This window comes from Nonomuraea basaltis, assembly GCF_005893125.1.
GTDB lineage: Bacteria > Actinomycetota > Actinomycetes > Streptosporangiales > Streptosporangiaceae > Nonomuraea > Nonomuraea basaltis.
On sequence record NZ_VCJS01000178.1, the window covers coordinates 1 to 26116 of the forward strand.

The window sequence follows — 26116 nt, forward strand, 5'->3', positions numbered from 1 at the left end:
GCTCCGCCCCCCGCGACCCCCCCGAAAGGCGTGGAAGAGGCGTCTCCCTGTGCGGCGGCTGCGCCGCCGCGCCGGAACGAGATCTTGGAGACGGTGTCGGTGGTGCGGATGGCGTCGGCCGCGGCCAGGCCGCCGTCCCGGGAGAGCTGGGCGGCGGCGGTCTCGACGCCGGACAGCAGCTCGTCCATCGGCAGCCGCTCGCCGATCAGGCCGGTGGAGCAGACCGCCACCTCGCCCGCCGAGTCCTGGAGCACCTCGGCGACCTTCTCGGCGGTGGCGTGGGTGTCCTGGAAGCCCTCGGGGCCGGTGCAGGCGTTGGCGCCGCCGGAGTTGAGCACCACCGCTCGCAGGCGGCCGCCCGTCAGGACCTGCTGCGACCACAGCACGGGGGCCGCCTTCACGCGGTTGGCGGTGAAGACGCCGGCGGCGGCGCGGCTGGGCCCGTCGTTGACGACGAGGGCCAGGTCGCGGGAGCCGCCGGATTTGATCCCGGCGGCGACGCCCGCGGCTCTGAAACCTAGAGGTGCAGTAACGCTCAAGGTGCGACTCCTGTCAGGGGGAGGCCGAGCTCTTCCGGCAGGCCGAGGGCGAGGTTGACGCTCTGGATGGCGCCTCCGGCCGTGCCCTTGGTGAGGTTGTCGATGGCGATGACGGCGACCACGCGGCCCGCGCGCTCGTCGAGCGTCACCTGCAGTGCGGCGGTGTTGGCGCCGTAGGTCATGGAGGTGGCCGGCCAGACGCCCTCGGGCAGCAGCCGGACGAAGGGCTCGTCCTTCAGCGCGACCTCGTACGCGGTCCTGAGCGACGCCTTGGTGAGGCCGGGCGCTGCGGGGGCGGTGCAGGTGGCGAGGATGCCGCGGCTCATGGGGGCCAGCATCGGGGTGAACGACACGCGGACCGGAGTGCCCGCGACGGCCGACAGGCCCTGCTCCATCTCGGGGGTGTGCCGGTGGACGCCGCCCACGCCGTACGCGCTGACCGAGCCCATGACCTCGCTGCCGAGCAGGTTCGGCTTGAGGGACCGGCCGGCGCCGCTGGTGCCGCTGGCGGCCACCACGACCACGTCGGGCCTGGCCAGGCCGGCCGCGAACGCGGGCGACAGGGCGAGCAGGACGGAGGTCGGGTAGCAGCCGGGGACCGCGATGCGGGTGGCCTCGCGCAGCACCGCGCGCTGTCCGGGCAGCTCGGGCAGCCCGTACGGCCAGGCGCCGGCATGCTGGCCACCGTAGAACTCCTGCCAGGCGGCCGGATCGGCGAGCCGGTGGTCGGCGCCGCAGTCGACCACGATCGTCTCCACGCCGAGCTGGGCGGCCACGGCGGCCGAGTGGCCGTGCGGCAGCGCCAGGAAGACGACGTCGTGCCCGGCGAGCGCGTCGGCGGTGGTGTCTTCGATGACGCGGTCGGCGAGCTGCGGCAGGTGCGGCTGGTGGGCGCCTAGTCGGCTGCCCGCGCTCGAGGCCGCGGTGAGCGTGCCGATCTCCAGCTCGGGATGGCCGAGCAGGAGGCGTAGCAGCTCCCCGCCCGCGTAGCCGCTGGCTCCCGCGATCGCTGCCCTCATGTAACCCCCCCTGCATATTCATGCATTCAAACTCATGACCTTGCTACCTTGAAGATACTGCACGCCAGAAGATGAAGATGCAAGCCGGTAAGACGCCGGCGCCCACATCGTGAGACCAGTGCATCTTCAGCCCTCTCCAGGTGAACTCCAAGTGGGGCCCAGGATGATGAGGTCCATGAGCGAGTACTTGCCCGATCTCCAGTTCGTCACCCCCGCCGGGAAGGGTCCGGGCCCGATTGGGCGGGTCGTCCTCGTACTGCTCTGGCTGGGGCTCTGCCTGATGCCGGCGGTGTTCGCGGTGCGGGACTTCGAGCTCGCCACGGGACGGATCGGGACGCCGGGGACGCTGCGGGTCGTCTCGTGCGAGGCGCTGGGCGAAGGCCGATACGACTGCAAAGGCAGCTTCACGCCGGACTCCGGCGGCGCCGCGGTGCCGGTGGACGCCTCGCCGGACTCCGAGGCGGGGGACGTGCTGCGGGCGCAGCTCACGCCCGAGGGGGACCGCGCTGCTCCGGCCGGGACGAAGGGCGTGCTGGCCGCCATGACGCTGCCCGCGGTCGGGTTCGGCGGGCTGGGGTTCCTGCCTTACGTGATCATGTACTGGCTCGGCGCGCGCAGGGGACGCCGAGCCGCCGTGGCCGGGGGTTTCCTGGTCACGGCGGCCGGTGGCGTGCTGATGGTGGTGGGGCTGGTGGCGGCCTACTCCTGAGCCCTCAGCGCAGGAAGGCGGCGGCCACGCCCGCGTCCACCGGGACGTGCAGGCCCGTGGTGTGGGTGAGGTCGCTGCCGGTGAGGGCGAAGACCGCGGCGGCCACGTGCTCGGGCAGCACCTCGCGCTTGAGCAGGGTGCGCTGCGCGTAGAACTCGCCGAGCCTGTCCTCCTCGACCCCGTACACCGCGGCGCGGTTGGCGCCCCAGCCGGAGGCGAAGATGCCGGAGCCGCGTACCACGCCGTCGGGGTTGATGCCGTTGACGCGGATGCCGTGCCCGCCCAGCTCGGCCGCCAGCAGCCGGACCTGGTGCGCCTGGTCGGCCTTGGCCGCGCCATAGGCGACGTTGTTCGGGCCGGCGAAGACGGCGTTCTTGGAGGAGATGTAGACGATGTCGCCGCCCATGGCCTGGTCGATCATCACCCGGGCGGTCTCGCGGGAGACCAGGAACGAGCCGCGCGCCATGACGTCGTGCTGCAGGTCCCAGTCCGCGAGGGTGGTCTCCAGCAGCGCCCGCGACAGCGACAGGCCGGCGTTGTTGACGACCAGGTCCACGCCGCCGAAGGCGAGCACGCCGGCGCGTACCGCCGCGACGACCTGCTCCTCCGAGGTGACGTCCACGCCGACGGCCACGGCCACGTCCGAGACGCGGTACGCGGCGGCGCCGATCTCGGCGGCCACCTTCTCGGCGGCGCCCAGGTCGCGGTCGGCGATCACCACGCAGGCGCCCTCGGCGGCCAGGCGGCGGGCGGTGGCCGCGCCGATGCCCGAGCCGCCGCCGGTGACCAGCGCCACCCGCGTGGCCAGGGGCTTGGGCTTGGGCATGCGGCGGAGCTTGGCCTCCTCCAGCTCCCAGTACTCGATGCGGAACTTCTCCGACTCGGGAATGGGCGCGTACGTGGAGACGGACTCGGCGCCCCGCATGACGTTGATCGCGTTGACGTAGAACTCGCCGGCCACGCGCGCGGTCTGCTTGTCCTTGCCGAAGGAGAACATGCCGACGCCCGGCACCAGCACGATCGCCGGGTCCGCGCCGCGCATCGGCGGCGAGTCCGGGGTGGCGTGCCGGTCGTAGTAGGCGGTGTAGTCCGCGCGGTATTCCGCGTGCAGCTCGCGCAGCCGCTCGACCGCCTGCTCCAGCGGCGCGTCCGGCGGCAGGTCCAGCACCAGCGGGGCGACCTTCGTGCGCAGGAAGTGGTCCGGGCAGGACGTGCCCAGGGCGGCCAGCCTCGGGTGCTCGGAGCGGGAGACGAAGTCCAGCACCTCGGGGGTGTCGGTGTAGTGGCCGACCGTGCGCACGTCGGTGGAGGCCAGGCCGCGGATGACCGGGAACAGCGCCGCGGCGCGGGCATGCCGCTCGGCCTCCGGCAGCGTCTCGTGGATCACCGAGCCGAACGGGTCCGGGAGGCCGTGCTCGGCCAGGTACGCCTCCGCGGTGCGGATGATCTCGAGCGAGCGGGCCTCGCACTCCGCGGAGGTGGCGCCCCAGGCGGTGATGCCGTGGCCGCCGAGGACACAGCCGATGGCCTGCGGGTTGGCATCCTTGATGGCGGCGATGTCCAGGCCGAGCTGGAAGCCGGGCCGCCGCCACGGCACCCACACGACCCGGTCACCGAAGACGCGCCCGGTCAGCTCCTCGCCGTCGGCCGCGGTGGCGATGGCGATGCCCGCGTCGGGGTGCAGGTGGTCGACGTGGCCCGCCTCGACCAGGCCGTGCATGGCCGTGTCGATCGACGGCGCGGCGCCGCCCTTGCCGTGCAGGCAGTAGTCGAACGCGGTGACCATCTCGTCCTCGCGCTCGACGCCCGGGTAGACGCCCTTGAGCGCGCGCAGCCGGTCGAGGCGGAGCACGGCCAGCCCGGACTCCTTCAGCGTGCCCAGGTCGCCGCCGGAGCCCTTGACCCAGAGCAGCTCGACGTCCTCGCCGGTCACCGGGTCGGGCGCGGTGGCCTTGGCCGAGGTGTTGCCGCCGGCGAAGTTGGTGTTGCGCGGGTCGCCCCCCAGGCGATGAGAGCGTTCCAGTAGTTCGTTGATGACGTCCATGGTGCTTCAGGCCCCCCAGCCGGCCTGTGTGCCGCCGACGCGCTCGGCGGCGATTTTCTCGAAATATCCGGACTTGGCGTACGCGGCCATCGGGTCGGGCGCCAGGCCCGTCTCCTCCCGCAGCTCGGCGAGCAGCGGCCGCACGTCGGTGTTGTAGGCGTCCATGAACACGGCGTTCGCGCCGAGCACGTCGCCCTCGGTCTGCGCGGCGGCCAGGGCCTCACGGTCGACCAGCAGGGCCTTGGCGGTGGCCTCCTGGACGTTCATGACGGAGCGGATCTGGCCCGGGATCTTGGGCTCGATGTTGTGGCACTGGTCGAGCATGAACGCCACCCTGCGGGGGGCTTCGCCCCCCGCACTCCCCCCGAACTGCGTGGTGCTTCGCACCTCTTTCCCGTCGTCCAAGGCTCCGCCTTGGACGACTTCGAACATGATGCGGAAGAGCTGGAACGGGTCCGCCGCCCCGACCATGAGGTCGTCGTCGGCGTAGAAGCGGGAGTTGAAGTCGAACCCGCCGAGCTTCCCCTCGCGCAGCAGGAACGCCACGATGAACTCGATGTTGGTGCCCGGCGCGTGGTGCCCGGTGTCCACGACCACCTGCGCCTTGGGGCCGAGCTTGACGCAGTGGGCGTACGCGGTGCCCCAGTCCGGCACGTCGGTGGCGTAGAAGGCGGGCTCGAACAGCTTGTACTCCAGCAGGAACCGCTGCCCGTCGCCGAGGCGCTCGTACACCTGGGCCAGGGACTCGGCCAGGCGGTCCTGGCGGGCGCGGATGTCGTCCTGGCCCGGGTAGTTGATGCCGTCGGAGAACCACAGCTTCAGCGTGTCGGAGCCGGTGGCGTCCATGATGTCCACGCACTCGAGCAGGTGGTCGGTCGCCTTGCGGCGCACCCGCGCGGACGGGTGGGTGACGCTGCCGAGCATGTAGTCGTCGTCCTGGAAGACGTTGGAGTTGATCGCTCCGATGCCGACGCCCACCTCACGGGCGTGCCGGGCCAGGTCGGCGTAGTCGTCCACCTTGTCCCACGGGATGTGCAGGGCGACCGTGGGCGCCACTCCCGTGTAGGCGTGCACCTGGGCGGCGTCGGCCAGCTTCTCGTACGGGTCGCGCGGCACGCCCTGCTGCGCGAACACCTTGAACCGCGTGCCGCTGTTGCCGAAGGCCCACGACGGCGTCTCTATGTGCTGCGCGCGCAGCACGGCCTTGATGTCAGTCATTACTTCCCCGATCAATCCAGGTGGAACACTTCGGTCAGCGGCGCCATGCCCTCGTCGGGGCGGCCGTCGAGGGCCTCGAAGAACGGCCCCATCTCGGCCTGCCAGCGAGCGTTGACCTCGGTCTCGGCCATGGCCTTCTTGGCGGCCTCGAAGTCGTCGGTCTCCAGGTAGCCCACGAGCAGGCCGTCGTCCCTGAGGAAGAGCGAGTAGTTGTGCCAGCCGGTGCGCGTGAGCGCCTCTCGCATCTCCGGCCAGACGTCCCGGTGGCGTTCGCGGTACTCCGCCAGCCGCTCTGGGCGTACTTTCAGCAGGAAGCAGACGCGTTGCACTGGCACCCCCTTCAAAACGTTTTAATCCTTAGCCCAGGAAACTATGATTCCAGGTGCTCGCTGTCAATGCGATCCCCGCCCCCACTTCGACCGGGAGATCGCGTGGGGGCGGTGATACGTTTTAATCGCGCTCGGCAGCCTCCGCCAAACCCCTGGCGCGCCGTCGAACCCGCAGGTGACCGGCCCTTCCGGCGTGCTCAGCCGCGGAGGCCGGGGCCGCCTCCGGTGTGCCGGTGGTGCCCCTGGTCATGTGGTGAGCTTGTCGCCGACGAGGGCGAGGTTCTGGATGGCGGCGAGGCCGTACAGCGCGGTGGTGTTGGTGGACACCCAGGCCGCCTCGTCGGTCGGGTTGAGCGTGGCGGTGATCTTCTCGGACTTCCACGGCAGGTTCGGGGCGTACCCGTCGCCGGTGGCGAACTCCGTCCAGGCCCGGGCGGCGAGGTCGTCGCGCTTGAGCCGGACCGCCGCGTACGCCGTGAGCCGCGCATGCCCTTGCTTGAGTGTGCGGTTGCCGAAGTGGGCCCCGGTCTCGGCGGCCTGCTCCGCCCTGGTCCCGTTGTACAGCCGGCAGTACTGCAGCCACGCCTTCTCGAAGTCCGGCATGTCCACCAGGTCGATCAGCTCGGCGCAGATCTCGACCTGCCCGAACATGGCCGACAGATGGGACACCGACACCTTCTTCTCGGCCGGGGCGAACTCGCCGGTGTTGATGTTGTAGAGGCCTTCGCCCGTGACGAAGCCGTTGGGCATCGCGGCGATGGTCCGCATCGTGGCCTTGAGCTTCTTCTCGGCGATCGGGTCGCCGCCGCGCTCCCACTCGGTGAGCCAGGCGGCGGCCAGGCCGCTCCAGTCGGTGCCCAGGCCGATGGCCAGGGCCTCGGGGTCCGGCGTGTACGGCTCCGTACGGATCTTGCGCAGCGGGTCGATCGCCAGGAACGTCTTGTCGGAGTCGACCAGGGCCCGCATCAGGTCGCCGGTGCGCTCGTCGGCGGTCAGGAAGTAGAAGATGCGCCGGTAGACGGCGGTCGAGATGCGCTGCTGCTTGGCGCTGTCACCCCAGTGCTGGACGTTGTGCCGGGTGCCGAGCCCGGCCCACGGGCCCAGGTGGTAGACGTCGACCTCGCCGGTGTGCCGGGTCATCGCCTCGGCGAAGCGGAAGACGTCTGACCGGCCGGAGCGCAGGTAGGCGTACCAGAGCCACAGGTCGGGCGACAGCTCGGAGTTGTCCCATGCGTAGCCGCCGATGTCGTAGCGCCACACGTGCCGGTCCTCGTCGAACGTGTGCATGATGTCGCCGTAGTCCCAGAAGCCGTACCAGTGGCGCTGCTCGACCTGCTTCTTGTAGTAGTCGAAGAGGAAGTCGAGCCGGTCCTCGATCGTCTTCTTCCCCGGCGTGGACCGGTCGACCGGGCTGAACAGGCCGCCGAACACCTTGGCCGCGGCCAGGTGCGCGGGCGGGGCGACGATCAGCGGCGGCGTGCGCACGGCGTCGGCCATCGCGCCGAGCCGCGCGGCGTCGGGGGTGGCGGCCAGCGCCCAGAACGTCAGCTCGGTCGTCCGCGCGATGCCCAGCGGCGTGCCGAACCCGGGCTCGTAGTCCTCGTAGGTGATGTTGAGGCCCTCGATCTGCTCGGGGTAGGTGTCCTGGCCGAGTCCGTCGTGGTAGAAGCGGGTGTCCATCGGCCCGGCCTCCGGCGACCAGAGCCAGACCGTGACCTCGGCCTCCTCGGAGGCGGCGCCGCGGATGTCGAGCTGGGCAGGGTGTCGCTGCCAGAAGTCGCGCATGCCGAACGCGAAACCGCCGCTCACTCCGCCCACGTAGCCGAACCCGGAGGCGCGCTTGCCCTGGTCGACGGCGACCCAGCCGTACCCCTTCTTGGTGCGCTTCTTCAGCGTGAAGCCCTCGGAGGACGGCTGGGCGAGGGTGTAGTCGCCCCAGTCGGGGATGAGGTGGATCCGGCTGCTCACGCGGGTGTCCCACGTGGCGATGTCCGGCAGCTTCTGCCCGGCGACCTGGGCCTTGCGCACTGCCAGGCCGGGGTCGCGGCGCAGGCCCGTGATCCCCTTGACCGCCTCGGTGAGCAGGCCGTGCCCGTCGCCGACGAAGCGGACGTGCCGGTTGTACGCCGCGTCCCGCATCGGGACGCGGAAGCGCACGCCCAGCCCGGCGATGAAGTCGTGCTGGCCGTCGCGGTCGAACACGAACGTGTGCGTCATGCGCACGCTCTCCGCTCCTGCGTAGAAGTAGAGCCTGATCGTGAACGGCAGCCAGGACTTGCCCTTCTTGGACGTGTGGCGGCCCTCGATCCGGACCACCGCGCGTACCGGGCCGGACTGCTCGACCTCGACCTTGGCGATGTCGCTGAGGTAGGAGTCGACCTCTGTCGTCCGGTCGTCGCCGTCGTCGATCTTGCCCTGTCTGAGGCTCACGAGCTGGCCCTTGCGGGCGATCTCGGTCTCGCCGCGCCAGATCTGGCCGATCAGCTCGCTGCCGCTCTTGCGTACGCGGACGCGGATCACGCCGGTGTCCACGTCCACGTACTGCTTCTGGTCGTCGACCTTGACCTGCTTGGCGGGGGAGGCGGGGGTGCCGGGGCGCAGCGTGTACGTCTCGGCGATCGGGGCGTCCGGGCCCACGGCATGGGCCGTCCATTTGAGCGTGCCGTCCGGCCAGTACGCCAGCGGCCACGTCTGCACGGGCACGGCGGCGCCGTCGGCGGCGGTCAGCGCGAACGCCTGCTCCTTCGGCACCGCGCCCTTGGGCCAGGGGACGCCCCAGGTGGTGCCGGGGGTCTCGGCGGGCTTGCCCTCCAGCCAGCTCAGGTTGACGTCGGGGATGGCCAGGGCCGCCAGGGCGGGCGACTCCAGCATCGAGGCGAGCGGCACGGCCGCTCCGGCCACGGCCATGCCCTTTAACGCATCACGTCGCGATATTCCGGACATTGGGGGGTGCACCTCCGTGCGTAAGGGGCGCTCTTGAGATCGCGCCCGTGGGGGTGATCGGTGGAACGGCTTCTCCGGGAAGCGCTTTCCCGATGGGCATGACAAGCCCCGGACGCCTCCGCGACCCCGGCCGAGCAGGCACTCGCGACCCCGGCTCGGCCGGCACGGGTGCCACCGTGCCGCCCTCGCGGGCCTGCGCACGGGGCCGCGGGGTCGTGGGTGCGCGGGTCATCGGCGCCCGTCCGTTGGGCGTCAGTCGGGGATGATGCGGGCGTCGCGCGCCGGGACGGTGAGCTGGTCGCCCGCGCGGGTCGTCACCACCGCGTCCGCCTCAGTGTGGTTGATGGCGAACAGGAACGAGCGGCCGTCGGCGTGTGAGCGTCGTACCACCTCCACTCCCGGCCCGGCCCCGGCGGCAGGCTCCACGCCGGCCTCGGCGCAGACGGCCGTCACGACGCCGGCGAGTGCCCCGTCGTCCAACCGGGTGGTCAGGTAGTGCGCGGCCCCGTCGCCCCACTCGTTGCGGGTCCAGGCGGGCTCCCCGGTGACGTACGTGTCGAGGACCTTCGCCCCGGTGGCGTGCGCGAGCTCGCTCCAGACGGTCCCCGTCGCCCCCGAGTCGAGCCGGATCGGCCCGTCCAGCGGGAAGAACTCCTCGACGGTCACGCCGAGCAGGTCCCGCCACGCCCCGGGGTAGCCGCCCAGCCGCACCCGGTCGTGGTCGTCCACGATCCCGCTGTACGGGCCGACGAGCGTGACCCCGCCCCGGCGGACGAAGCCCTCCAGGTTGGCCGCGCCCGCCTCGCTCACCAGGTAGAGCGCGGGCACCAGGACCAGGCGGTAGCCGGTCAGGTCGCCCTCCGGGTGGGCCAGGTCGCAGGTGACCCCGGCCCGCCAGAGCGCGGCGTGCCAGCGCTTGACCTCCTCCACCGGGTCCAGGTCCGTCGTGGGCTGGGCGGGATGGTCCTGGGCCCACACGCTGGAGTGGTCGAGCAGGATCGCGACGTCGGCCTTGACCGTGCTGCCCACCACGTCGGAGAGCCCGGCCAGCTCGGCGCCGAGCGCGGCGACCTCGCGGAAGATCTTGGTGTTCGTCCCGGCGTGCGGCAGCATCGCCGAGTGCCACTTCTCGGCCCCGGCGCGAGAGGCCCGCCACTGGAAGAACATGATCCCGTCCGCGCCCCTGGCCAGGTGCTGCAGGGAGTTGCGGCGCAGCTCGCCGGGCGCCTTGGCGAGGTTGCGCGGCTGCCAGTTGACGGCGCTGGTCGAGTGCTCCATGAGCAGCCAGGGCCGCCCGCCGTTCAGCGAGCGTGCGTAGTCGGCGGCGAAGGCCAGGTCGATGTGCGGCTCCGCACGGGCGCCGACCAGGTAGTGGTCGGTGGAGACGACGTCGAGCTCGGCGGCGAAGGCCCAGCAGTCCATGTCCCAGTGGGCGCCGGCCATGAGGTTGGTGGTGGCGGGCACCTCCGGGGTGATCGTCTTCAGCAGGTCGCGTTCGGCGACGTAGAGCTCGACGAGCGCGTCGGAGCTGAACCGGCGGAAGTCGAGCTGCTGGCCGGGGTTGGGGAAGCTGAGGGTGGCGCGGGGCGGCAGGATCTGGGCCCAGTCGCCGTAGCGCTGAGACCAGAAGGCCGTTCCCCACGCGTCGTTGAGCTCGTCGAGCGAGGCGTAGCGGGCACGCAGCCAGGCGCGGAAGGCCGCGGCCGAGGTGTCGCAGTAGCAGCGAGCGTTGTGGCAGCCGTACTCGTTGTGCACGTGCCACAACGCCAGCGCAGGATGGTCCCGGTAGCGGGTGGCGACCTGCTCGGCGATCCGCAGTGCCTTCTCGCGGTAGATCGGCGAGCTGGGGCAGAAGCCCTGCCTGCTGCCGTGGTAGAGCCGCCGCCCGTCGGCGTCCACCGGCAGCGCCTCGGGGTAGGTGTCGGAGAACCAGGGTGGCGGCGACGCGGTCGGGGTGGCCAGGTTGGCCTGGATGCCGTTCGCGGCCAGCAGGTCCATCACGCGGTCGAACCAGTCGAAGTCGAACACCCCCTCGACGGGCTCCAGCATCGACCAGGAGAAGATCCCGACGCTGACCCTGTTGACGCCGGCCTCGCGCATCAGCGCGACGTCCTGCTCCCACGTCTCCTCGGGCCACTGCTCGGGATTCCAGTCGCCGCCGTAGGCGATGACATCCGGCATGAGCCTGCCTTTCGAATAGCTGTTAGCGCTCACCGCTCGTTACGCCAGCGTTTACGGGGGATTAAAACGTTCCTCAGACCGGGCGCACAAGTCCTTGCCCCCTCCCGCGTGAGGGTTTGGCCAGGTCAGCGGCGGGAAATTGACGCTTGACCGCGGGTTGACGTGCGACAGATGCGGCTGTTGTGATCGGAATGTTATGAAGTCGCGGTGGTCTCGACGAATGTTTCAACGCCGACGTTCAACACGAACTCCATCGCCCGCCGGCCGGCGGGTGCCCGCCCCCGCTCGTAGGCGTCGAGCAGCGGCCGAGCGGGGTGGCGTGACTGCTGGGAACGTCCTCGGTCTCGATCGGCCGGTCAAGCGGCGCCGCCATGGCCTGGATCTCCGTCCAGTCGCCGGGCGCGGACAGCTTCAGGTCTGTCTGGTGCACGCTGTGGAGCACGATGGCAGCCCGGGATCACGGGCTATCCGGCAATAGAACGTTTTACTATCGCGCCGCTAGTCCAGGGACGGCTCCGCACCAGTGTCGACGCGTATGGCCTGCCGACCGGTACCGCGACTGGCGCACGCTCTGTTAGTACGTTTTAATTGGGCCCCATGGCCATGGTCAGCATCAAGGAGGTCGCCGCGCACGCCGGCGTCTCCCCAGGCACGGTCTCCAACGTACTGAACCGGCCCGGCAAAGTCGCCCCTTCCACGCGGGAGCGCGTGGAGGCGGCCATCAGCGAGCTGGGGTTCGTCCGGCACGGCTCGGCCTCGACGCTGCGCGCCGGGCACAGCAGGACGATCGGCCTGAGCGTGATCGACATCGGCAACCCGTTCTTCACGGAGGTCGCGGCCGGGGTCGAGGACGTGGCCAGTGAGCTGGGCTACGCCGTCATCCTGGGCAACTCGGCGGGCTCCCTGGACAAGGAGGAGCGCAACCTGCGGGTGCTGTCGGAGCACCGGGTGCGCGGCGTGCTGATCACCCCGTCCGGCGAGGACCCGGCCAGGCTGGACCTGCTCCGTGAGCACGGCATCAGCGTGGTGCTGGTGGACCACCCGGCGCACCGGCCCGACCAGTGCGCGGTCGCGGTGGACGACGTGGCGGGCGGCCGGGCCGCGGTGGCGCACCTGCTGTCCAAGGGCGCGCGCAGCGTCGCCTACATCACGGGTCCGCTGACGATCAGGCAGTGCGTGGAGCGCCGGGAGGGCGCCAAGATGGCGATGCGGGCCGTCGGGCTCGACCCCGACGACCTGCGGGTGGTGGAGACGGCGACGATGACGGCCCGCGCGGGCGAGAAGGCGGCCGCCGACCTGATCTCCGGCACCCTGCCCGAGGCCGTCTTCTGCGCCAACGACCTGCTCGCGCTCGGCGTGCTGCGGGCGCTGCTGCGGTCCGGCGTGCGGGTGCCCGAGGACGTGGCGCTGATGGGCTACGACGACATCGACTTCGCCGCCGCCTCGACGGTGTCGCTGAGCTCGATGCGCCAGCCCACCTACCAGCTCGGCCGCATCGCCACCGAGCTGTTGCTGGACGAGTGCGACAATCCGGAGACGCACGCCCACCAGCACATCATGTTCCAGCCGGAGCTGGTCGCCAGGGAGTCGACGCAATGAGCCGCCGTTTCGCCGCCGTGGACCTCGGCGCCTCCAGCGGCCGGGTGATGCTGGCCGACCTGACCGACGGGCTGGAGCTGACCGAGGCGCACCGCTTCCCCAACGGCCCGGTACGCGTGGCCGGCCGCCTCTACTGGGACGTCCTCGGCCTCTACCGCGAGATCCTGACGGGCCTGCGCGAAGCGGGGCCGGTCTCGTCGATCGGCGTGGACTCGTGGGCGGTCGACTACGGGCTGCTGGACGAGTCGGGCGCGCTGCTGGGCAACCCGGTCCACTACCGCGACGAGCGCACGCGGGGCGTGGCCGAGCGGGTGGCCGAGGAGGTCGGCGCCGAGACGCTGTACGAGGCGTCCGGGCTCCAGGTGCTGCCGTTCAACACGATCTACCAGCTGCTGGCCGACCGGCTGGACCAGGCGGCCACGATGCTGCTGATCCCCGACCTGATCGGCTACTGGCTCACCGGCGAGCTGGGCGCGGAGGTGACCAACGCCTCGACGACGGGGCTGCTGGACGTGCGTACCAGGTCGTGGGCCCTGCCCCTGATCGAGCGGCTGGGCCTGCCGTCCGGGCTGTTCCCGCCGCTGCGGCAGCCCGGCGAGGCGGTCGGCGGGCTGCGGCGCGACGTGGCCGCCGAGATCGGCTGGTCGGCGCCCGTCAGGGCGGTGGCCTCGCACGACACCGCCTCCGCCGTGGCCGCGGTGCCCGCCTCCGGGCCGGCCTTCGCCTACGTCTCCTGCGGCACCTGGTCGCTGGCCGGGGTGGAGCTGCCGGGTCCGGTGCTGACGCCGGAGAGCCGCGCCGCGAACTTCACCAACGAGGCCGGCATCGACGGCACCGTCCGCTACCTGCGCAACGTCATGGGCCTGTGGCTGCTGCAGGAGTGCCTGCGCGCCTGGCCGGGCTCCGACCTGGGCGAGCTGCTGAAGGCCGCGGCGGGCGAGCGGCCGTTCGCCGCCGTGGTGAACCCGGACGAGCCGCTGTTCCTGCCGCCGGGCGACATGCCGGCCAGGATCGCGGCCGAGTGCCGCCGCACCGGGCAGCTTCCCCCCTCGACCCCGGCGGCGTACGTGCGGTGCGTGCTGGAGAGCCTGGCGCTCGGGCACCGGCTGGCCGTGCGGCAGGCGATGGAGCTGTCGGGGCGCGACGTCGAGGTCGTCCACCTGGTGGGCGGCGGGTCGCGCAACGAGCTGCTGTGCCGGCTCACCGCGGACGCCTGCGGGCTGCCGGTGGTGGCCGGGCCGGCGGAGGCGACCACGTTCGGCAACGTGCTGGTGCAGGCCCGCGCGGCGGGGCTGGTCTCCGATCTGGCGGAGATGCGCTCGCTGGTCGCCGCGGCCGAGCCGCTGCGCCGCTACGAGCCCTCCGGCGACGCCGCCGCGTGGTCGGAGGCCGCCTCCCGCGTCTTCTGACCCCGCCTCCCCGCGTCTTCTTACCCTCTTCGACCTGCCCTTCGTTGACCTGGGCTTCGGTTTTCGGCCCGTTCGAGCAGGGCAAGAGTCGGGCCAGAGGCATGGGGGGCTTCATGGAATTCGCGTGGCCGCTGCTGCGGCAGTTGACGCAGAGAGACCGGTTCGGCCGGGGGCCTGCGGTGAAGTCCGCGAGGACCGGGGAGCTGCGGGCCCGTACGGCCGCCGCCGGCCGCGTGGTCAAGTCGGTGTGCCCGTACTGCGCCGTGGGCTGCGCCCAGAACGTCTACGTACGGGATGAGAAGGTCGTCCAGATCGAAGGCGACCCCGACTCCCCCGTCAGCCGGGGGCGGCTGTGCCCGAAGGGCGCGGCCAGCCTCCAGCTCACCACCGCCTCGGGCCGGCAGCGCAAGGCGCTCTACCGGCCGCCGGGCGCGGCGGACTGGCAGGAGATCGACCTCGGCCGGGCCATGGACATGGTGGCCGACCGGATCATCGCCACCCGGCGCGAGACCTGGGAGTGGGAGCGCGACGGCAGGCGCACCTCCCGCACCATGGGCATCGCCAGCCTGGGCGGCGCCACGCTGGACAACGAGGAGAACTACCTCATCAAGAAGCTGCTGACGGCGCTCGGCGTGGTGCAGATCGAGAACCAGGCCCGGGTGTGCCACAGCTCGACCGTGGTGGGGCTGGGCGCGTCGTTCGGGCGGGGCGGCGCCACCACGTTCATGCAGGACCTGCAGCATTCCGACTGCGTGGTCATCCAGGGCTCGAACTTCGCCGAGGCGCACCCGGTGGGCTTCCAGTGGGTGATGGAGGCCAAGGCGCGCGGCGCGGTGATCATCCACGTGGATCCGCGCTTCACCCGCACCAGCGCGCCGGCCGACCTGCACGTGCCCATCCGGGCCGGCTCCGACGTGGCCTTCCTCGGCGCGATCATCAACCACGTGCTGGAGAACGAGCTGTACTTCCGCGAGTACGTGGTCAACTACACCAACGCGGCCACCATCCTGCGCGAGGACTACCGGGACGCCGAGGACCTCGACGGCCTGTTCTCCGGCTTCAACGCCGATGACCACACCTACGACCGCGCCACCTGGCAGTACGAGGGCATGGAGGCGCTCGCCGTGTCCGGCGCCGGGGACGAGGGCTTCGAGTGGCGGGCGGGCCGGGAGCCGCCGGGGCGCCCCGAGGTGCACGGCGGCACCGGCGCACCGATGGACGGCACCCCCCAGCGGGACGAGACGCTGCGGCATCCGCGCTGCGTGCTCAACGTGCTGCGCCGCCACTTCGCCCGCTACTCGCCGGAGATGGTGGAGCGGGTGTGCGGGGTGCCACGACGGCTGTTCGAGGAGGTGTGCAGGCACCTGACGGAGAACTCCGGTCCTGACAAGACGGCCGAGTTCGTGTACGCGGTGGGCTGGACGCAGCACAGCGACGGCTCGCAGTTCATCAGGGCGGCGAGCATCCTGCAGCTGCTGCTGGGCAACATCGGCCGGCCGGGCGGCGGCATCCAGGCGCTGCGCGGGCACGCCAGCATCCAGGGCTCCAGCGACGTCCCGACGCTGTTCAACCTGCTGCCCGGCTACATCCCGATGCCGTACGCGCACGAGAACGAGCGGCTGCGGGACTTCCTGCGGGCCGACGCCCCGCACAAGGGATTCTGGGCCAACATGCCCGCCTACCTGGTGAGCCTGCTCAAGGCGTGGTGGGGCGACGCGGCGCGGCCGGACAACGACTTCGCGTTCGGCTACCTGCCCAGGCTGACCGGGTCGCACAGCACGTACGACACGGTGCTGGCGCAGCTCGACGGCACCTGCAAGGGCTACCTGCTGCTCGGCGAGAATCCGGCGGTCGGCTCGGCGAACGCCCGGATGCAGCGCCTGGGCATGGCGAAGCTGGACTGGCTGGTGGTGCGCGACCTCAACCTGATCGAGAGCGCCACCTGGTGGAAGGACGGCCCGGAGATCGAGACGGGCGAGCTGGCCACGGAGGACATCGGCACGGAGGTGTTCTTCCTGCCCGCGGCCGCGCACACGGAGAAGAGCGGCAGCTTCACCAACACCAACCGGCTGCTGCAGTGGCACCACCAGGCCGTCGAGCCGGAGGGGGACGCCCGCAGCGACCTGTGGTTCATGTACCACCTGGGGCGGATCATCCGGGAGAAGCTGGCCGGCTCGCGGGACCCGATGGACGCGCCCGTGCTCGACCTCACCTGGGACTACCCGGTCGAGGGCGAGACGGCAGAGCCGGACGCGGAGGCGGTGCAGGCCGAGATCAACGGCTGGGACGCGCAACGGCGGCCGCTGTCCGGCTACACCGAGCTCAAGAGCGACGGCTCCACCGCGTGCGGCTGCTGGATCTACTCCGGGGTGCGGGCCGGCGGCGTCAACCAGGCCGCCCGCCGCAGGCCGGCCGCCGAGCAGGACTGGATCGCCACCGAGTGGGCGTGGGCGTGGCCGGCCAACCGGCGCATCCTCTACAACCGGGCCTCGGCCAGGCCGGACGGCAGTCCGTGGAGCGAGCGCAAGAGGCTCGTCTGGTGGGATGCGGCCGAGGGCCGGTGGACCGGCCACGACGTGCCCGACTTCGAGGCGGGCAAGAGCCCGGACTACCGGCCGCCGCCGGGGGCGCAGGGCGTGGCGGCGCTGTCGGGGACCGACCCGTTCATCATGCAGGCCGACGGCAAGGGCTGGCTGTTCGCCCCCGCCGGGGTGGTGGACGGGCCGCTGCCGGCGCACTACGAGCCGCAGGACTCGCCGGTGGCCAACCCGCTGTACGGGCACCAGCGCAATCCGGCCCGCAAGCTCTACCCGCACGAGGACAACCGCTACCACCCGAGCGGGGACGAGCCGGGCGCCTCGGTCTACCCCTACGTGGTCACGACGTACCGGCTGACCGAGCACTTCACGGCCGGCGGCATGAGCCGGCACACGCCGTACCTGGCGGAGCTGCAGCCGGAGATGTTCTGCGAGGTGTCGCCCGAGCTGGCCGCCGAGCGCGGGCTCGTGCACGGCGACTGGGCCACGATCGTCACGGCGCGCAACGCCATCGAGGCCCGGGTGCTGGTCACCGACCGGATCGCGCCGCTGCACCTGGACGGGCGGGTGCTGCACCAGATCGGGCTGCCGTTCCACTTCGGGCCCAACGGCCTGGCCAGAGGTGACGCGGCCAACGAGCTGTCGGCGATCGCGCTGGACCCGAACTCGCACATCCAAGAGGTCAAGGCCCTGTCGGCGGACATCCGGCCGGGACGGCGGCCGCGCGGCGCGGCGCTGCCGGAGCTGGTGATGGCCTACCGGGAGCGGGCCGGCGTGACCGGCGACACCGGAATGGAGGCGTGAGCCATGGCCTTCGACCTGGACGAGCAGATCGGCGCCGGGCGGGTGGGGTTCTTCACCGACACCAGCATCTGCATCGGGTGCAAGGCGTGCGAGGTGGCGTGCAAGGAGTGGAACGCCGTCCCCGAGGACGGCCTGACCTTCACCGGCATGTCCTACGACAACACCGTGGGGCTGGGCGCGGACACCTGGCGGCACGTGGCGTTCGTCGAGCAGCGGCGGCCGCTCGGCCACCAGGAGCCCGGGCTCGGCGATATGGACTTCCGCTGGCTGATGGCCTCCGACGTGTGCAAGCACTGCACGCACGCCGCCTGCCTGGACGTGTGCCCGACGGGGTCGCTGTTCCGCACCGAGTACGGCACCGTGGTGGTGCAGGAGGACGTCTGCAACGGCTGCGGCTACTGCGTGCCCGCCTGCCCGTTCGGGGTGATCGGCAAGCGGGAGCGGGAGGGCGGCGGCACGGCGGCCAAGTGCACGATGTGCTACGACCGGCTGGGCGCCGGGCAGGAGCCGGCCTGCGCCAAGACGTGCCCGACGGACTCCATCCAGTTCGGCGACCTGAATGAGCTGCGTGAGCGCGCCGAGCGGCGGCTGGAGCAGGTGCACGCGTCCGGAGTCACGTCGGCCCGCCTGTACGGCCACGACGAAGGCGACGGCGTGGGCGGCATGGGCGCGTTCTTCCTGCTGCTCGACGAGCCCGAGGTGTACGGCCTGCCGCCCGACCCCGTGGTGACCACCAGGGACCTGCCGTCGATGTGGCGGCACGCCGGGGTCGCGGCCCTCGCCCTGCTGGCGTGGACCGCGTGGACCGCGTGGACCGGCCGCCCGGGCGCGGCGGCCGTGGGGCGGAGGAGATCATGAGCCAGACCGACGTACGGCTGGACGGCTCGGCCGAGCTGCGGACCGAGCGCGAGGCCACGCCGGGCTCTGCCGGTCCCAGGCGCGAGCGGCCCCTGGTGCCGAAGGCGGACTTCGGCTCCTACTACGGGCGGCCGGTGCTGAACGAGCCGACCTGGCAGGCGCCCGACATCGCCGGCTACCTGTTCCTCGGCGGCCTGGCCGGGGCCTCCTCCACGCTGGCCGCCGCCGCCGAGCTGACCGGCCGGCCGCGCCTGGCCAGGGTGAGCAAGGCCGGGGCGCTGTGCGCGCTGGGCGGGTCACTCTACTCGCTGATCCACGACCTGGGCCGCCCCGAGCGGTTCCTCAACATGCTGCGAGTGTTCAAGGTGACCTCGCCGATGAGCGTCGGCACCTGGATCATCACCGCGTACGGCCCCCAGGCAGGCTGCGCGGCGGCCACCGACGTGACCGGGCGCCTCCCCAGGCTGGGGCGGGCCGCCACCGTCGGGGCCGGGCTGGCCGGGCCCGCGCTGGCCACCTACACCGCCGCGCTGATCTGCGACACCGCCGTGCCCGTCTGGCACGAGGGCCACCGGGAGATGCCGTTCCTGTTCGCCGGCTCGGCGGCCGCGGCGGCGGGCGGGCTCGGCCTGCTGGCCGCGCCCCTCTCCGAGGCCGGACCGGCCCGCCGGATGGCGCTGCTGGGCGCCACCGTCGAGTGCGCCGCCGCCACCCGGATGGAGCGGCGGCTGGGCGCGCTGGCCGAGCCGCTCAAGCGCAGCAGGCTGCTGCGCGCGGGCGAGGCGCTGTCGCTGGCGGGCGCGCTGGCCGGGATCACCCTGGGCCCGCGCAGCAGGATCGCGGCCGCCGCGGCGGGAGCGGCCTTGCTGGCGGGTTCGGCGTGCACCCGGTTCGGGATCTTCCGGGCCGGGATGGAGTCGGCGAACGACCCGAAGTACACCGTGCAGCCGCAGCGCAGGCGGCTGGCGAGATCGAGAGCGGAGCGTGACCTCACATGAACCGGAAGATCATCGAGTATCTGCCGTTCGTCGGCATCGTGCTGTTCATCTGCACGGCGTCGTGGCTGGCCGGCCGTACGCTTCCGGACCCGGCCCCGGTACGGCGGTAGGACCAGGGGACGTACGATCAGCAAATGACCGAAAAGACCGAAACGACGCCTGGTTGGCTCGCCCCTGAAGAGCTGGAGTCGGTACGTGGCCAGCTGCCGATCCTCTACATCGACGCCGTGCCGGTACGCGTAGACGAATCCGGCAAGGTCACCCGCGTCGGCCTGCTGCTGCGCATCGCGTCGGACGGGACGGTCAGCCGGGCGCTCGTCTCGGGACGCGTGCTGCTCCACGAGCGGATCCGCGACGCCCTCATGCGCCACCTGGAGAAGGACCTCGGTCCCGTGGCGCTCCCCCGCATCCCCGTGTCCCCGCAGCCGTTCACCGTCGCCGAGTATTTCCCCACGCCCGGCGTCACCTCGTACCACGACCCGCGCCAGCACGCCGTTTCCCTGGCCTACATCGTCCCCGTCGCGGGCGACTGCCGGCCCCGGCAGGACGCCCTGGACCTGGTGTGGTTCACGCCCGAGGAGGCGGCGTCCCCGATGGTGCAGCAGGACATGCCCGGCGGGCAGGGAGTGCTGCTGAAGCAGGCCCTGGCGCACGTCGGCTGCCTGCCCTGACGGTCACGGCCGTTTGGCGCCCCGGCGTACCCAGCGGTAGAGCGGGTCGCCGGGGCACGAGGTGTCGTAGCCGTCCCGGTGCCCCTTGACCTCGCGGCCGGCGTCGCCGTGCGCGCGCAGGTACTCGATCGCGTCCACGAGGGCATTGAGCAGGTCGTCGTTCGGCTCGGTCAACCCAGAGCTGCCGACGAGCGCGAGCACCGCGTAGTGGCCGGAGTTGAGCCCGGCGCCGTTGGCGGCCGGGAGGGCGTGCGGGCCGCGGCCCATGAACGTGCGCCCGTGCGGGCAGCACACCAGGTTGTAGCCCAGGTCGATGTACCGCTCGCCGCGGCCTCCCGACATGTGCATGCGCTGGATGTCCCTGACGAGGTCGGCGCAGCGGTCGTGGTTGCCGGACTCGGCGAGGTCCGCGGGGACCTTGCCGCCGGTGTAATGGATCTTCACTCCTCGGGTGGAGGACAGGCGGGTGTAGCCGGCGGCCGGCTTCTTCGCCTGCCACTCCGCTCGGGTGATCACATTCATGTGTTCGTCTCCTGATCGGTGCCTTTCTACTTCCAGAGTGTCAACTTTGGGTAGCGATTTCATTACTGTTCGTGACTAGAGTCACGTGCCGTTCGAGTGAGGGTTTCATAGGAGGCCCGCAGGCGCGCAACGCCGCAGCCGAAGGCCCCGGCTGCCGGCCTCAGGGGACGATGTCGGGGGTGAGGGCGTTCCTGAGGTGCTTCTTGCGGAAGAGCTGGGAGCGGCCGCCGGCCTCGAAGTCGGCGCGCGCCACGAGGCGGCCCCGGGGCGTGGCGGGCCGCGGGAAGCCGACCGAGATCGCCATCCCCGGATCCACCCGCTCAACCGTGTGCGCGCGGACCCGGCGCGGCCCGTCAAGCCCCAGCTTGACCTGGTGCCACGGCTCGGACGACCCGTTGTGCAGCGTCACGACGATCTCCTCGCCGGTGACCTCCGTCTTCAGCCCGTACGGAATCCGCGGATCGGGCCCGATCGACGCGTCCAGCGTGGCCAGCAGCTCGCCGGCCAGCTCCGGCCGGGCCAGGGAGAGGTCGCGCTGCTCCCCCGGGTCGGTGGCCAGGTCGTACAACTCGATCCGGCCCTCCGGCCCGGCGCCGGCGATGTTCGGCGCGAACCTGATCGCCTTCCACCGGCCGCGGCGGATCGCCTGGGCCTTGCGCGGCCGGTTCCAGACCAGGTGCTCGTGCTTGGGCGCGGACCCGCCCGTGAGCAGGCCGCGGAACGATAACCCGTCGAGGTTGGCCGGCACCGGCGCCTCGGCCAGGTCCGCCAGCGTCGGCAGCAGGTCCCAGGCCGCCACCGGCTGCTTCACGACGCGCGGCCTGATGCCCGGCGACCAGGCGATCAGCGGCACCCGGATGCCGCCCTCGTACACGTCCCGCTTGTCGGCGCGGAAGGGGCCGTTGGAGTCGAACAGCTCCGGTGTCACGCCCTTCTCCCGGTGCGGGCCGTTGTCGCTGGTGAACAGCACGAGCGTGCGCTTGGCGACGTCCGCGTCGCGCAGCGCGCGCAGCAGCGCGGCGACGTCGTTGTCGAGCCGCGCCACCTGCGCGGCGTGGCGCCGGTTGGGGCCGCTCCACGGCCGGTCCTCGTACGGACCCGCGTCGCCGGGGACGACGCTCGGCGAGTGCGGCAGGTTGCTGGCGAAATAGAGCAGGAAGGGCTCGTCGCCGTCCTGCTGGATGAACTCGACCGCCCGCTGCCGGAACAGGTGCGGCGCGTACGTCCTGCCGTCGAGCTGGACCTTGGTCCCGTTGTGCCACAGGTACTTGGGGAAGTACTGGTGGGCGTGGCGGTGGCCGATGTAGCCGAAGAACTCGTCGAAGCCGCGCACGTTCGGGTGCGAGGCCTGGCCGGCCACCTCGGGGCCGAAGCCCCACTTGCCGATGCAGGCCGTCCGGTAGCCGGCCTGCTGCAGCAGCTCGCCGAAGGTGAGGTCGGCGTCGGTGAGGGAGAGCTGCGGCCCGCCCTCGGGGTTGTCGCGGACCGTGCTGTGGCCGGCGTGCAGCCCGGTGAGCAGGGCGCAGCGCGAGGGGGCGCAGAGCGGCGCCCCCGAGTACGCGGTCTCGAAGCGCACCCCCTCGGCCGCCATCCGGTCCAGGTTCGGCGTACTGATCAGCCGCTGTCCCTGGCTGCCTATCTCACCCCACCCCAGGTCGTCGGCCAGGATGACGACGATGTTGGGGCGGGAAGGCAGGCCGCCACTGTCGGCGGCCGCCTCAGCGGAGGGCAGGGCGGCGGAGGGCATGGCAATGCCGGCGAAAGCTCCGGCCAGTAAGGCGCGGCGCGAGGGCCCATTGATCACGAAGGGCAACATATCGGAGCCCAAGGCGAATGGCGGGCAAATCGCAGGCGAACTCTGTCACAGACCCGCAACCGTCGCCGTGCGGCCACCCCCGTCAGGGCATGTAGTCCCACTGCCGGCAGACCTCCCGCAGCTCATCGGGCACCTCGTCGGGCGACGGCAGCGGGCGGCCGGCGACGACGGTGCCGGTGCGGATCTTGTCCCGCCAGTCGCCGATGCCCTTGACGAAGCCACCGTGATCCTTGTCACCGTACGTGAGCATCCCCGGCTCCCACTCGATGCCGAGGAACAGGCAGAGCCGGCGCAGCTCGGCCTCCGGGTCGGCGACCAGGGCCTCGTACCGCATGGTCAGCCCCTCCAGGTGGGTACGGGCCTCCTCCAGGTACGTCATGTAGCTGAGCGTCCGCGGCACGGCCTCCTCCATGGGCCGCTTCTCCGGGTCGGCCTCGTGCCAGGACTGCACGATGGACATCGGGTGCCGCAGCAGGAAGACGAAACGCGCGTCCGGCCAGCAGGTGGCGATGCGCCGCCAGGCGAACACGTTGCTCGGCGTCTTCTCCACCAGGATCGGCTTGCCGCTGCGGGTCAGCTCCCGGTGCAGCATCCGGTCCCAGACGATGTGCTCGATGTCGCTGTGGGAGTGGCCGAGCAGCTCCATGGCCTGCCGTACCGGATCTGTGCCGAGGCCGACGGTCATCCGCCTGAAGTGCGTCTCGATCGGGGAGTGCACCTGTGAATGGCTGTTGAGCATCACGCGCAGCAGCGTGGAGCCCGATCGTACGGACGACAGCAGGAAGACCGGCTCGCGCAGCAGCCGGTCGTGCACCGGGTCGACGGGGGGCCGCGCCGTGTCGTCGGGGAGCCGCTGCAGCTCCAGCGGGAGCTTCGGCGGCGGCGGTGGTTTGGGCGGCTCCGTTCGCAGCCGTCGCGTCAAGGTGTATCCGGTCAGGCCCTCAAGCGTCGCATTGGCCCGGTACTTCCAGCTCATGGGCCTACAAGATAGAGACAGCCAGTGAACCCCAGGTGAATCCGGCCTGTGAACATGTTGCCAGACCCACAAGGTAGGGTCTGCGTAATTTCATGACCACTGTCCTGGGGGATCTCATGTCTCGTGGCGCGTTCCGCTCGGCGGCGCGGCCGGCCGGCGCGAGCGGGCGGCCGCGGACGGCGCTGGGAGGGCGGTCATGAGGGTTCTCGGGATGATCTCCGGCACGTCGCACGACGGAATCGACGTGGCCACCGTCGGCTTCTCGCTCGATGGGGACGTGCTGGAGGGGCGGGTCGGGTACACGGCGAGCACTCCGTACCCGGACGAGCTGCGGGCCCGGCTGGTCGCGGCGCTGCCGCCGGCGGAGACGACGCTGGGCGAGGTGTGCGTGCTGGACACGCTCATCGGGCAGAGCTTCGCGGCGGCCGCCGCCTCCGCGATCTCGCTGGGCGGGCCGGTCGATCTGGTCGTGTCGCACGGGCAGACGGTGTTCCACTGGGTGGAGGGCGCGCACGCGCGGGGCACGCTGCAGATCGGGCAGCCCGCGTGGATCGCCGAGCGGACCGGCGTTCCGGTGCTGTCGGACGTGCGCATCAGGGACATCACGGCGGGCGGGCAGGGGGCTCCGCTGGTGTCGGTGCTGGACGGGCTGCTGCTGGGCGGGTGCGAGGGCGGGTCAGCGGCGCTCAACCTGGGCGGGATCGCGAACATGACCGTGGTGCGCGACGGCGAGCTGTTCGCCTACGACATCGGGCCCGCGAACGCGCTGATGGACGCCGTGGTGACGAGCAGGGGGCTGAACGTGCGGGGGTTCGACGAGGACGGCGCGATCGCGGCGTCGGGGCAGGTCGACGCGCGGCTGCTGGAGGTGCTGCTCGACGATCCCTACTACCGGCTGCCCGCCCCGAAGAGCACCGGCAAGGAGCTGTTCCACCTGGGGTACGTTGAGGCGGCTCTGGCCAGGGCGGGTTCCCAGGTCGCAGACGCCGATCTGGTGGCGACGCTGACCGAGCTGACCGTGCGGACGGTCGCGCAGGACGTGCGTGCCGCCGGGGTGAGCGCGCTGGTCGTCTCGGGCGGCGGCTGCCGCAATCCGGTGATCATGTCTGGACTCCGGGCGGCCCTGCCCGGCGTGGACGTGGCGCCGTCCGACGACTACGGCGCGCCCGCCGACGACAAGGAGGCGATCGCGTTCGCCCTGATCGGCTGGCTGACCGCGCACGGCCTGCCGGGCACCGTGCCGGGAGGGACGGGCGCGAGCGCGGCCCGCGTCCTCGGCACGCTGACGCCGGGCGCTGGACCACTCGTCCTGCCCGCCCCGCTCGCCGGATCGCCGCGCTCGCTGGTGCTGACCTGATGAGGCACGCATGAACACGCCACCGCACGAGCAGTCCCGCAGGAACGCCCCGGACGGGCAGGACCGCGGGGAGGCGCCCGCCGGGCTGGTCATGGCCGCCCGCACGCCCTGGTTCGACCTGACCGAGTGCACCGGCAACCGGACCGTGCGCTGGGAGGACGGCGAGCGGGTCGGCGAGGCGCCCATGACGCTGGACACCTACCACGACCTCGCCTCGGTCACGAAGATCGTCGCGACCACGACGGCGCTCATCAGGCTGGTGTCGGACCGGCTCGTGGACCTGGACGCGCCGCTGAGCGCGTACCTGGCGCGGTCCTACGAGGCGATCACCGTGCGGGACCTGCTCCTGCACCGGGGCGGGCTGTGGGAGTGGTGGCCGCTCTACATCCAGCCGCAGCTGCCGCCGCCGCGCTACCGCCCCGGCCGCGCACGCCGCTACTCCGACCTCGGCTTCATCCTGCTCGGGCAGATCGTCGAGGCCGCGACCGGGCTCCGGCTGGACCGGGCCGTGGCCGAGCTGGTCACCAGGCCGCTCGGCCTCACCCAGACCACCTACGCCCGCCCCACCGGCACCGAGGTCGCCATGAGCGCCCTGGACGACCGGATCGAGATGACCATGCTCGACTCCGGCCGCCCGTACCCGGTCCCCTACCGCAGCACCGACTTCGCCCGCTGGCGCCACGAGCCGGTGCTCGGGCAGGTCGCCGACGGCAACGCTTACCACGCCTTCGACGGCGTCGCCGGGCACGCCGGGCTGTTCTCGACCGTACCCGACCTGCTCAAATACTGCGCCGCGCTGTCCCGGTACGAGGAGCACGACCGGCTGTGGCGGCCCGAGGTCGTACGGGCGTTCTTCGCTCCCGGCCCCGATCCCGAGCAGGCGCTCGGCTTCCGCCGGTACGCCCTCGACCTGGCGGGCGAGACGGTCACCGTGCTCGGCCACCCCGGCCATGTGGGGTGCGCGATCGGCTTCGTGCCCCGCCGGGACGTCGCCCTGGTGATGGCGAGCAACCGCCTCCTCGTCGAGGGCGCCCCGACGCCGGCCGACGACCTCTGGGACGACCTGCTGCAGGCCGTCACACGACGATCGAGGAGCGCATGACCCCGCGGCCGGTCGTCTTCCGCGATTGGACGCGATGCTCGTGCCGGCCTTCTCCGTCACCCGCTGGGACGGCCCCGGCCCGCCCGACGCGCCCGTTTCCGTCCACGACGTGGACTTCGACCGCCTGGACGCCTTCCGCGAGGACCGCGCCGGCCGCGGCTTCTCGTAGGGCTGGCCCTACCCTCCATATGGCCGCAGGCAGGGTCGATCGGCAGGGGACCCGGCTCTAGCGTCTCCGGTATGAGAACCCTCCAGCGCCGTCTCGCCACCGACACCCGCTACGTCCTGCTCGGCCTGCCGATGGCCGTCATGTCGTTCGCCGTGGTCGTCATCGGCGTCTCCGCCGGCCTCGGCGGCGCCGTCGCGTTCATCGGCCTGCCGATCCTCGCCGCGACCGCCGCCCTGGCCAGGAACCTCGCCGACGTCGAACGCCTCGCACTGCCGGAAGTGCTCGGCCACCCCGTCGCCCGCCCCCGCTACGCGCC

General features: G+C 71.9%; 22 protein-coding genes. 11 read left to right on the forward strand and 11 right to left on the reverse strand.

The window, feature by feature from the left end; genetic code table 11:
* Together EJK15_RS50270 and argC are read right to left on the reverse strand one after the other, a co-directional pair.
* Positions 1–539: bifunctional ornithine acetyltransferase/N-acetylglutamate synthase (locus tag EJK15_RS50270; RefSeq protein ID WP_240777728.1), on the reverse strand; the 539-nt coding region annotated here is incomplete at its 3' end.
* The gene (gene argC, locus EJK15_RS50275; RefSeq protein WP_138717565.1) at positions 536–1558 is read right to left on the reverse strand and encodes an N-acetyl-gamma-glutamyl-phosphate reductase; all 1023 of its coding nucleotides are present in this window, start codon (positions 1556–1558) and stop codon (positions 536–538) included. The genes EJK15_RS50270 and argC, both read right to left, overlap by 4 nt.
* A gap of 175 nt (positions 1559–1733) precedes the next feature.
* Here argC and EJK15_RS50280 point away from each other — a divergent pair, with 175 nt between their 5' ends.
* A complete protein-coding gene (locus EJK15_RS50280; RefSeq protein WP_138717566.1) occupies positions 1734–2267 on the forward strand; it encodes a hypothetical protein in 534 nt (177 codons plus the stop codon).
* 4 nt (positions 2268–2271) lie between these two features.
* Here EJK15_RS50280 and EJK15_RS50285 read toward each other — a convergent pair whose 3' ends face one another.
* The 6 genes from EJK15_RS50285 to EJK15_RS50310 form a co-directional block, all read right to left on the reverse strand.
* Positions 2272–4311, reverse strand: a complete 2040-nt coding sequence (locus EJK15_RS50285; protein WP_138717567.1) for a bifunctional aldolase/short-chain dehydrogenase — start codon at positions 4309–4311, stop codon at positions 2272–2274.
* Positions 4312–4317: 6 nt separating this feature from the next.
* Positions 4318–5529 (reverse strand): L-rhamnose isomerase, encoded by a 1212-nt coding sequence (gene rhaI / locus EJK15_RS50290; protein ID WP_138717568.1) that lies wholly within the window; start codon positions 5527–5529, stop codon positions 4318–4320.
* An 11-nt stretch (positions 5530–5540) separates the two neighbouring features.
* A complete protein-coding gene (locus EJK15_RS50295; RefSeq protein ID WP_138717569.1) occupies positions 5541–5858 on the reverse strand; it encodes an L-rhamnose mutarotase in 318 nt (105 codons plus the stop codon).
* A 246-nt stretch (positions 5859–6104) separates the two neighbouring features.
* Positions 6105–8801, reverse strand: a complete 2697-nt coding sequence (locus EJK15_RS50300) for an exo-rhamnogalacturonan lyase family protein (RefSeq protein WP_138717570.1) — start codon at positions 8799–8801, stop codon at positions 6105–6107.
* Positions 8802–9053: 252 nt separating this feature from the next.
* Complete coding sequence (locus EJK15_RS50305; RefSeq protein WP_138717571.1) at positions 9054–10982, reverse strand: beta-galactosidase; 1929 nt, start codon at positions 10980–10982, stop codon at positions 9054–9056.
* A 238-nt stretch (positions 10983–11220) separates the two neighbouring features.
* The gene (locus EJK15_RS50310) at positions 11221–11412 is read right to left on the reverse strand and encodes a hypothetical protein (protein ID WP_138717572.1); all 192 of its coding nucleotides are present in this window, start codon (positions 11410–11412) and stop codon (positions 11221–11223) included.
* A 167-nt stretch (positions 11413–11579) separates the two neighbouring features.
* Between EJK15_RS50310 and EJK15_RS50315 the strand changes: the two genes are divergently transcribed.
* The 6 genes from EJK15_RS50315 to EJK15_RS50340 all read left to right on the forward strand — a co-directional run bounded on the left by EJK15_RS50315 (position 11580) and on the right by EJK15_RS50340 (position 19858).
* Entirely contained in the window at positions 11580–12581 is a 1002-nt protein-coding gene (locus EJK15_RS50315; RefSeq protein ID WP_138717573.1) for a LacI family DNA-binding transcriptional regulator, read from the forward strand.
* Positions 12578–13990 carry a rhamnulokinase gene (locus EJK15_RS50320; protein WP_138717574.1) on the forward strand — a complete coding sequence of 471 codons (1413 nt, stop codon included), beginning with the start codon at positions 12578–12580 and terminating at the stop codon, positions 13988–13990. The genes EJK15_RS50315 and EJK15_RS50320 overlap by 4 nt, the downstream gene beginning before the upstream one ends.
* Positions 13991–14091: 101 nt before the next feature.
* Positions 14092–17331: a formate dehydrogenase gene (gene fdh, locus EJK15_RS50325; protein WP_138717575.1), complete on the forward strand. Its 3240-nt coding sequence runs from the start codon at positions 14092–14094 to the stop codon at positions 17329–17331.
* Positions 17332–17334: 3 nt separating this feature from the next.
* Complete coding sequence (locus EJK15_RS50330) at positions 17335–18189, forward strand: 4Fe-4S dicluster domain-containing protein (protein WP_138717576.1); 855 nt, start codon at positions 17335–17337, stop codon at positions 18187–18189.
* The gene (gene nrfD / locus EJK15_RS50335; RefSeq protein ID WP_138717577.1) at positions 18186–19187 is read left to right on the forward strand and encodes an NrfD/PsrC family molybdoenzyme membrane anchor subunit; all 1002 of its coding nucleotides are present in this window, start codon (positions 18186–18188) and stop codon (positions 19185–19187) included. The genes EJK15_RS50330 and nrfD overlap by 4 nt, the downstream gene beginning before the upstream one ends.
* A gap of 134 nt (positions 19188–19321) precedes the next feature.
* Positions 19322–19858: an NUDIX hydrolase family protein gene (locus tag EJK15_RS50340; RefSeq protein ID WP_138717578.1), complete on the forward strand. Its 537-nt coding sequence runs from the start codon at positions 19322–19324 to the stop codon at positions 19856–19858.
* Positions 19859–19861: 3 nt separating this feature from the next.
* Here EJK15_RS50340 and EJK15_RS50345 read toward each other — a convergent pair whose 3' ends face one another.
* From EJK15_RS50345 to EJK15_RS50355, 3 genes are all read right to left on the reverse strand, one after another.
* On the reverse strand, positions 19862–20380 hold the full coding sequence (locus EJK15_RS50345) for a peptidoglycan recognition protein family protein (protein WP_138717579.1): 519 nt from the start codon (positions 20378–20380) through the stop codon (positions 19862–19864).
* Positions 20381–20540: 160 nt separating this feature from the next.
* Positions 20541–22184, reverse strand: a complete 1644-nt coding sequence (locus EJK15_RS50350; RefSeq protein WP_171074998.1) for an arylsulfatase — start codon at positions 22182–22184, stop codon at positions 20541–20543.
* A gap of 94 nt (positions 22185–22278) precedes the next feature.
* Positions 22279–23172: a sulfotransferase gene (locus EJK15_RS50355; protein WP_138717581.1), complete on the reverse strand. Its 894-nt coding sequence runs from the start codon at positions 23170–23172 to the stop codon at positions 22279–22281.
* A gap of 196 nt (positions 23173–23368) precedes the next feature.
* Between EJK15_RS50355 and EJK15_RS50360 the strand changes: the two genes are divergently transcribed.
* The 4 genes from EJK15_RS50360 to EJK15_RS50370 all read left to right on the forward strand — a co-directional run.
* Positions 23369–24529, forward strand: coding sequence for an anhydro-N-acetylmuramic acid kinase (locus tag EJK15_RS50360; RefSeq protein ID WP_138717582.1), 1161 nt, complete (start codon positions 23369–23371; stop codon positions 24527–24529).
* 10 nt (positions 24530–24539) lie between these two features.
* The gene (locus EJK15_RS50365) at positions 24540–25631 is read left to right on the forward strand and encodes a serine hydrolase domain-containing protein (RefSeq protein ID WP_138717583.1); all 1092 of its coding nucleotides are present in this window, start codon (positions 24540–24542) and stop codon (positions 25629–25631) included.
* Positions 25632–25656: 25 nt separating this feature from the next.
* On the forward strand, positions 25657–25800 hold the full coding sequence (locus EJK15_RS71565) for a hypothetical protein (RefSeq protein WP_171074999.1): 144 nt from the start codon (positions 25657–25659) through the stop codon (positions 25798–25800).
* Positions 25801–25871: 71 nt separating this feature from the next.
* On the forward strand, positions 25872–26116 hold a 245-nt coding region (locus tag EJK15_RS50370; protein ID WP_171075000.1), incomplete at its 3' end, for a sensor domain-containing protein.